Genomic DNA, 2,665 nt, shown 5'->3' with positions numbered 1-2,665 from the left:
CACCTTTACTTGCACCTACAGAGCCAGAAACACTGCTCACTTGATAGTCCGCTTTGTTTTCGATATCACTAAAGCCAATGGTGCCCGTATCTAACCGGTTTTTGAATTTATCCGCAGTGAAGGCTAGGTGGTTTTATACCATTGGCTACGTGCCACAAGGCACAAAGCCCAACCCAAGACCACAACTAACAATCAAAGGCAGGTAGCTGGAGCAGGTAGGCTTTTATGTGGCAGCCCTGTTATCATTAAAATAGAGCAGGGCAAGTTGATTGTTGAACTTGCGATACAGATTTAAAAAGCAATAAAAGATCTCTGTATCAGACTGAGATCTTTTTTATAGTTAAACTTTTCATAACGTTTATGATTATTAGAATAAATTGCTAAAATCAACTTTTTTTAATTGAAGCTCATAAAGCAATTTATCTATAAATTCTTTGCTTGCAATAACTATTTTGGATAGTTCAATATCTGAATAGACTTTTTCCATCCATATACTACCAAACTGCCAATAACCTGTAATTTCCTTCTTAAAGAATAGGATTGGCCCTTCTTCATAATCCATAGAGTAATATTCAAAATCACCCTGTTTCTCATAAATCCAATCATTCAATTTCTTTGCCAATTCAAGTAGTAATATCCCATTCTCAGAAAAAACTGGGATATTATCTATTAAAATAAATAAATTACCCTCAACTTCAGAAAAAAGCTGAGGATTCGATGAAACTTCACCGATAAATAAATCGGTATAATCAATATCTATTGAGAATTTACTGGGAATGCGTTCCATATTTTTCCATCATTTCCTATTATTATTCTGATACTTGTTTGACCTTTTGTACCAATAGGTTTATTCATATCAACTACAACTCTGAAAGAACCATCGACATTATTAGGTAGAAATTTAGCATTAGGAGAGTTTAATGCCTCTTTAACTAAGTTTTGAATATCAGATAAATTAGTTGTATTAAATTGAGCACTTCTATTAGCTGTGGTGCCAACCATATGTTTATCTTTTGGTGTCCATGTAGTTACATTATTTTTTGCTGCATCAAATGCAGTTTTAGAAGCATTATCTCAAGCCTCCCAATTATTATTTGGAATAATGGCCTCTTGCTTACCTGTAGTTGCCGTCGTCCCCTTTCCGGTATTTAATTCTTGCTTAAGTGCATTATATTCATTAATCGCCTTTTCTGCTTTAGCTAAATCTACCGCACTTATTTTACCGTTAACAATACCTACGCCTTTAACACCATAATATAATGAAATTACATCCGCTATTTTTTGTGTATACATGGCAAATTTAAATTTAGATGCCGCTTCCTCATAACTAATATTAAATCGTTTTTTTGATTTATCCTCATCTGATGCTATAACAGCTCTACAACCCACTGAGCGGTTTTATACCTCGGTTACATGCCACAAGGCACAAAGCCCAACCCCAGCAACTGACTATTAAAGGTAGGTGGCTGGAGCAGATGGATTGGCTTTTATGTCTGTTTCCCTTTTAACGTTAAAACTGATCAGGATGATTGATTATTGAACTCACAATCTAGATTTAGGGAATCATAAAAGGGCTTCAATAATTGATTGCCCTATCGTTGAGGACGATCTTTATTAAATTATATTGGGATTTCAAAAGTTAATAATCATAAAAAGTGATAAATTTCATTCATTGGTTTTACATCTTCTTCTAAAACTTCTTTTGCCATTGAGGCAATTTTTTTATTAGGGTTATTAGCTGCATTTTTAAGTAAAATAAATGTTTCTGGCTCTATTGAGTGCTTGTCTCTTACTAATCGACCTAAAGCATCAATAAAAGACGCTGTAGGATTCAATAAAAATTGCTCAACTAAATTAGCTTCTAACTCATCAGGAATAAGCAAGTATAGATTACGGCAAACGGAATAAATATAATCAATCGCATCATGATCTTCAGGATTATCTATATGTGAATAACGAATAATGTCAAACAATCCATTTAACATTAGACGTTTTTCTCTTGCTGTAAGGTATTCCCGTTTATAATTTTTTAGCCCTTTTAAACAATAATTACTATCAAATAAAGGGGATTTAAGAAAACCCGAAGCCCATAGTCCTATTAATATACTAGTAACATCTTTACGTTTAGGGCATAAATTACAAATATCATCCATAGATAATTCTTTTAAATTTTTAAAGGAATCAAGCATTATATCAAGATCTCCAACTACTCCTGGTTTAGAAAGATCTAATGTTTCTAAATAATTATTTATGTTCATTATCAAAACTCTTCTCTTGAAATATTAGTTTTTATATTCAAATTTGATGATAAATGAGATTGCAATTTATTAAGAGCGTTCTCGGATTGCTTACTGTAACGTCCAGTACGATCATTTATAGATAAAGTTCCATCGGAATTCATTTTTAGCTCTCCAGCACCTTTTACTGGCTCACCACCGCTGAGTTGAGTATGTTTTACTCCTGTTCGTCCAGCGTTACCTCTAGGTGCTATTTGTATATTATTATTTCCATCTATAATATAAATATATACTTCTTCTTTATTTAGTTTTGTTATACTTGTTTTATCGAGAACAAATTGACCTGGTGCCGGGTCTATTTTATCTATTGAACGAGGCTTGACTAAAGGTAATTCATCAAATGATCTATTCGTCCCCTTTCCAGCATT

At 33.1% G+C, this 2,665-nt stretch carries 4 protein-coding genes and 1 pseudogene; all 5 read right to left on the bottom strand.

The annotated features are described in order from the left end of the window. Positions 1–367 precede the first annotated feature (367 nt). Entirely contained in the window at positions 368–787 is a 420-nt protein-coding gene (locus J3U63_RS13115; RefSeq protein WP_267371831.1) for a hypothetical protein, read from the bottom strand. Beyond that, positions 757–1,002, bottom strand: coding sequence for a hypothetical protein (locus J3U63_RS13110; protein ID WP_267371829.1), 246 nt, complete (start codon positions 1,000–1,002; stop codon positions 757–759). Before J3U63_RS13110 ends, J3U63_RS13115 begins: the two co-directional genes overlap by 31 nt. A 72-nt stretch (positions 1,003–1,074) precedes the next feature. After that, positions 1,075–1,389 (bottom strand): hypothetical protein, encoded by a 315-nt coding sequence (locus tag J3U63_RS13105; protein WP_267371828.1) that lies wholly within the window; start codon positions 1,387–1,389, stop codon positions 1,075–1,077. Positions 1,390–1,646: 257 nt separating this feature from the next. After that, the gene (locus tag J3U63_RS13100) at positions 1,647–2,258 is read right to left on the bottom strand and encodes a hypothetical protein (protein WP_267371827.1); all 612 of its coding nucleotides are present in this window, start codon (positions 2,256–2,258) and stop codon (positions 1,647–1,649) included. A 2-nt stretch (positions 2,259–2,260) separates the two neighbouring features. Further along, positions 2,261–2,665: pseudogene (locus tag J3U63_RS13095) on the bottom strand (hypothetical protein); the annotation flags it as partial.

The sequence above is a fragment of the Gilliamella sp. B2838 genome (assembly GCF_026536185.1).
Lineage (GTDB): Bacteria > Pseudomonadota > Gammaproteobacteria > Enterobacterales > Orbaceae > Gilliamella.
Note: the sequence above shows the minus strand (reverse complement) of the source record. Positions and strands in the feature narration are given on the sequence as shown.

What these genes read in the sequence shown, in the direction of transcription:
- J3U63_RS13100 (WP_267371827.1), bottom strand. Translation starts at nt 2,258, where the DNA reads ATGAACATAAATAATTATTTAGAAACATTAGATCTTTCTAAACCAGGA.
- J3U63_RS13115 (WP_267371831.1), bottom strand. Translation starts at nt 787, where the DNA reads ATGGAACGCATTCCCAGTAAATTCTCAATAGATATTGATTATACCGAT.
- J3U63_RS13110 (WP_267371829.1), bottom strand. Translation starts at nt 1,002, where the DNA reads ATGGTTGGCACCACAGCTAATAGAAGTGCTCAATTTAATACAACTAAT.